General features: G+C 60.2%; 4 protein-coding genes. All 4 read right to left on the bottom strand.

The features are described from left to right. Positions 1-269: 269 nt before the first annotated feature. On the bottom strand, positions 270-1337 hold the full coding sequence (locus HX869_RS30675) for an ABC transporter ATP-binding protein (protein WP_008430152.1): 1068 nt from the start codon (positions 1335-1337) through the stop codon (positions 270-272). 5 nt (positions 1338-1342) lie between these two features. Further along, positions 1343-2134, bottom strand: coding sequence for an ABC transporter permease (locus tag HX869_RS30670; protein ID WP_008430153.1), 792 nt, complete (start codon positions 2132-2134; stop codon positions 1343-1345). 28 nt (positions 2135-2162) lie between these two features. Next, entirely contained in the window at positions 2163-3098 is a 936-nt protein-coding gene (locus tag HX869_RS30665; RefSeq protein ID WP_008430156.1) for an ABC transporter permease, read from the bottom strand. Positions 3099-3207: 109 nt separating this feature from the next. Beyond that, on the bottom strand, positions 3208-4368 hold the full coding sequence (locus HX869_RS30660) for a PotD/PotF family extracellular solute-binding protein (protein ID WP_008430158.1): 1161 nt from the start codon (positions 4366-4368) through the stop codon (positions 3208-3210). Positions 4369-4732: the final 364 nt, after the last annotated feature.

The raw sequence follows: 4732 nt of genomic DNA, 5'->3' as shown, positions 1-4732 counted from the left end.
GGCCCGCTTCGCGGTGCCGGAGTGAGGGAACGCCGAGCCTAGGCGAGGCGCCGACAGGCGGGGCAGAGCCCTAATGAGATGGTCAGCCCGGCACGGGCCCCCGGTAAATCTAGACTTACCGGAGGGCCCACTTCCCGCTCAATAAAACCGACCATTACTCTCTTCCCCCCGGGCAAAAAAAACGCCAGACCAGCCTCCCGTGAAAGAGCGCATGATCCAGCGTAAAAATGAACCTCGGCTGCTTCAGCCAGGCCCCATGTTCAACCCCTTCAGACCGGAATCACCACAAAGCTTTCCGGTTTGCAGGTCAACGCCACGTTCGTACCCGGCGGCAGTGCGTGGCTGCCGGGAGTCGGCAGTTGCTGGCATTTGAGATCAAGCGTGCCACCGGCCACCTCCACGCGGTAGATCACCCGATTACCGATAAACGAAGTGTCCTTGACCTTCCCGGCGAACGCACCGTCGGCCAGTGCGGCGCCCAGCGCCGGCTCAAGGCCGATGGTTTCAGGCCGGATCGACACATTCACCGGCCCTGCACCCACGCCGCTTTTAGCCGTATGGGCATAACGCCCAAACGGCAACTCGACCACGCCACCCAGCCCATACGTGCCGTTGACGATATTGGTATCGCCGAAAAACCTGGCGGCAAACAACGTGCGCGGCGACCAATACATCTCCTGCGGCCCGCCGATCTGCTCGATGCCACCCTTGTTCAGCAATACCACACGGTCCGACAAGATCATCGCTTCGTCCTGGTCGTGAGTCACATACACAAACGTGGTGGAAGTCTCTTCGTGGATGCGCTTGATCTCGTTAAGCATGTGATGGCGAATCTTCAGGTCCAGGGCCGCCAGCGGCTCGTCCAGCAGCAACACCGCCGGGCGATTCACCAGCGCGCGGGCCAGGGCCACACGTTGCGCCTGCCCGCCACTGAGCTCGGAGATCCAGCGGCTCTTGAAGCTTTCCAGTTGCACCAGTTCCAGCGCCTTGTTCACTTCACGCTTGATCTCATCCTTGGGCTTCTTCTTCAAACGCAACCCGAAGGCCACGTTGTCGAACACGTCCAGGTGCGGGAACAGCGCGTACTTCTGGAACACCATATTCACCGGGCGGTGTTCAGGCGCCAGGGCGGTGGAGTCCTTGCCGTCGATCACCACTTTGCCGGTGGTGGGCTCTTCGAAGCCGGCAATGATCCGCATCAGGGTGGTCTTGCCGCAGCCACTGGGGCCGAGCAGGGTCAGGATCTCGTTGCGTTTTACCGTGAGGTCGACTTTGCCCAGGGCAGTGAGGTTGCCGTAGCTCTTGGAAATCCCGGTCAGTTCAATACTGTTGGTCATGGTGATTACTCTGCAGTTTCAGCACGTTCAAGTTCGAGGCGGCGACGACGCAAGGTCATGACCAGGCCGGCAATGGCGATGATGGCAATGGTCACCACCAGCATGAATACCGAGGCGGCATTGATGGTGGGGCTGACGGCGCGGCGCATCATCGAAAGAATCATGAGGGGCAGCGTGGTGTCGCTGCCGGTGACGAACACGGTGATCAGGAATTCATCCATCGACAGCGCCACCGCGAGGATCGCGGCGCCGGCGATGGTTGGCCCGATGATCGGCAGCGTCACCAGCCAGAACGCTTTGAGGGGCGAGGCGCCGAGGTCGCGGGCGGCCTCCTCGAACGACAGGTCGAAATACTCCAGCCGTGAGCGCACCGACTCCACGAAGAACGGAAAGGTGAACAGGGTGTGGCCGATGATCACCGTCAGCAGCGAGCGGGGCAGGCCGACCAGTGAGAAGAAAATCACCAGTGCAATCCCCAAAAATAAACCGGGCAAGGCGATGGGGGCGAAGTTCATGAACGCGAACACCGCTTTCACCCGGCCTTTCATGCGCATCAGCGCCAGGGCCGAGAACGTGCCCAGCAGCGTGGTGAGAATCGCCGAACCGGCGGCGACGATCGCACTGTTGGTCAGGGCTGTCATGAAGTCCGAACTGCTGAACAGCGCCTCGTACCAGCGCGTGGAAAAACCCTCGAACGGGAACGACAGCGAGGCGGACGAGTGAAAGCTGAACAGCGCGATAATCGCGATGGGCGCGTAGAGGAACAACATGTAGACGTAAGTGAATAACCGGATCATGGCGAGTTACCTTTTTTATGAGCGGCAGTCAGTCGTGGTAACGCTTGCCGGGTGCCAGGTTGGCTGCGCGCAACACCCCCAGCAGCAACGCGTACACCAGCATGAACACGATCAACAGCAGATAAGCCATCGCCGCACCGAGTGGCCAGTTACCTACCGAGCGGAACTGGTTGGCGATCACCAGCCCGGTGGTCATCGCATCCCGGCCGCCCAGCAGTTGCGGGGTGACGTAGTCGCTGGCGGCCAGCACGAAGGTGAACATGAAGGAGCTGACGATGCTCTTGTGGGCCATCGGCATGATCACCCGCCACAGAATGGTGACACCGCCGGCGCCCAGGTCGGCAGCGGCCTCCAGGTAGTCCTTCTTGATGTCCCGCAGACCCGACACCAGCAGCAACAGAGTGAAAGGCAGCATGATGTGCACCAGGGTCAGCACCACGGCGAACTTGCTGAACACCAGCCACTCCAGCGGCTGGTCGATCAGGCCGAAGTGCAGCAGGGTGGAGTTGATCACGCCGTTGGTGCCCAGGATCGAGCGCCATGCGTAGACCCGTACCAGGTAACTGGAAAACCACGACACCAACGCCAGGTACAACACGGCGTTGGAGCGTGTGCGGTACACGATGTAATAGGCCACCGGCGCACTGATCACGGTGGAGAGCAGGGCGGTCCAGAAGCCGTTTTGCAGGGCGATCCACAGCGAGTCATAAAACCCGCTGGCGCTCAGGGCCTTGGCATAGTTGGCCAGGGTGGCGGCGGGCTCCATGCTGAAGGTCTTGGCGGTCCAGAAACTGGCAATCAGCAACAGTGCCGACGGAACCAGAAAGAACACCACCAGAAACAGCAACGGCGGCGACGCCAGCCAATACCCGCTGAGGGTTCTCTTATCCATCTTCACGTGTTTACCGACCCTTGAATCGCCGTCGTCCAGGGGCATGGACTCGGTGTTGTTGACTACGGTCATGATGAGGTTGCCTTTGCGTTTTTATTCGAGAGTCAGGGCGCGTTGACCCGTGGGGCGCGTGTTGATGAACACCCACCCCACGGTTGCCAGCGCCGGCGTGCCAAGCGCTCTAGAACGAGCCTTTGAAGTTCGCCCACTGATCGATCCATTCCGCATAGGTCACATACTTTTCGGAGCTCAGGGGCGGTTGGCCATAGAGTTTGGATTTCTCGAAGAAGCTGTCGAGGTTCGCGTAGTCAAAGGTGTTTCTCAGGTCCTCCGGCAGCAGCGGCACGGCCTTGGGGTTGACCACGCCGGAGAACATCGTGGTTGCCATCTTGGCCTGGGTATCGGGCTCCAGGGTCTTGTTGATGAACTCCAGGGCCAGGGGAATATCCTTGGCGGTTTTCGGGATGAACAACGCATCGCACCACAGCGCTGCGCCTTCGCTGGGCACCGACAGGGCAGTGGTCACGCCGCGCTTGATGGTTTCGCTCGGGGTGTTGGCGGAGGCCGAGAACACCGCGTCCACTTCACCCGATACCAGCAGCGATACCGCGTCACCCGACGAAGCCGCGAACACGCGGCATTGATCACGGTACGGCTTGAGTTTTTCAAAGGCGTCGTTGAACTCGGCGCGGGTCAGGTTGGGGTACTTGTCGCCGTAGCCGGCGATGGTCGCGATCAGCGACCAGTTCGAGGTGCCGTCATCGACAAAGGTCAACTTGCCCTTGAGCTTGGGGTCCAGCAGGTCGGTGTATTGGGTGGGCTTTTTGACGTTCTTGGGGTTGTAGATGATGGTGTTCATCCCCCACAGCAACGGGATGCCCCATTGCTTGCCGTCCCAGTACCAACGGCTGCCCTTGTAGAACAGCGCGAGGGTATTGTCGGCGGAATAGTTGGGGATCTTCGTGGTGTCGATGGCCTTGAGCAGGCCCATTTCCTGATAGATCTTTTCGTAGCCCAGGGCGTACATGGTCAGGTCGAGCTGCACTGGATCGGAGCCGGCCAGCCGGGCGGTGATGTCGTCCTGGTTGCTGGCATAACTGGAGCGCACGGTAACGTTGCGTTGCTTGCGCCAGTCGGCGAGTTCGGCGTCGCCGGTTTCGCCTTCCCAGCCGAGGATTTCCAGGTGCCCGGTGGTGGCGGCAAATGCGCTGGGCACGAACGAGCCGAGGTACAAGCCTGCGGCAGAGGCGGCAGCGCCCAGCAGGAACGAGCGTCGTTTCAAGCTGAGGGAATTGAAGTCAATGCCGGTCAAACCATAACCCGTCTCTATTTCTTTTTTCATTTCGAGTTCCTGCCTGGGTGGTGGGTGCAAATGTTGAGCGACTTGCAAGGCGTGGGCCTGGTGTCGATGCCAGGTGCGTCCTTTTGTATGCAGTCAGTTGGATCGGCAGTGTTATGGCCAGCATTGATTCCATGCTGCTGGGGAGGGTGGTAAGGCCTCCACTGTTCCGATTGACTCTTCCTTGGCGGGGCGACGCACGCTTATTCCGGGCTGCAGGGTGTTGCGGGCCTGAAGCGGTGCGCCCAGCGCTTGATAGGCTCGGCTTGTTGTTTTCATGGGTTGAGTATTGAGCGGGGAGGCGGGGGGCTCAATTTCGCAGGGGGGTTAAAAGCGACGCACTCTGACGCATTGGAGTTACCTAAGC

The organism is Pseudomonas sp. P7779 (genome assembly GCF_013386315.1).
In the GTDB taxonomy this organism is placed as follows: domain Bacteria; phylum Pseudomonadota; class Gammaproteobacteria; order Pseudomonadales; family Pseudomonadaceae; genus Aquipseudomonas.
This window is presented reverse-complemented; position numbering and strand designations above follow the sequence as displayed.